General features: G+C 36.9%; 1 protein-coding gene. It reads right to left on the bottom strand.

Annotated features, from left to right (window positions below; all coding sequences use genetic code 11):
• Positions 1-515 (bottom strand): ATP-binding protein (locus tag KPL54_RS26930; RefSeq protein ID WP_216109332.1); only part of this gene is annotated, 515 nt, incomplete at both ends.

Genomic DNA, 515 nt, shown 5'->3' with positions numbered 1-515 from the left:
ATCTGCGAGTATTTGAAACTCTATATGCCTTGGTTCTTCTATAAATTTTTCCATATACATTGTTCCATCACCAAAATTAGTTTCCGCCTCGGTTTTTGCAGTATTAAATGCAGTTGCTAGATCTTCTACTTTGCTAACAACTCTTATACCTCGTCCCCCGCCTCCTGCTGAAGCCTTGATCATTACAGGGTATCCTATTTCCTCAGCTGATGCTAAAGCATCTGTTTCAGAGGCAATTTCTCCATCTGATCCAGGAACAACAGGTACTCCGGCTTTTATCATAATTTCTCTTGCCTTTAATTTGTTGCCCATATTATCAATATTTTGTGAATTAGGGCCTATATATTTTATATTACATTCCTCACACATTTGTGCGAACTTACTATTTTCAGATAAAAATCCATAACCAGGATGGATTGCCTCTGCACCTGTAAGAACTGTAGCACTTAATATATTTTGCATATTTAGATAACTATCCTTAGATTTAGCAGGTCCAATACATATAGCCTCATCTG

The sequence above is a fragment of the Clostridium estertheticum genome (assembly GCF_018861295.1).
Lineage (GTDB): Bacteria > Bacillota > Clostridia > Clostridiales > Clostridiaceae > Clostridium_AD > Clostridium_AD estertheticum_D.
Note: the sequence above shows the minus strand (reverse complement) of the source record. Positions and strands in the feature narration are given on the sequence as shown.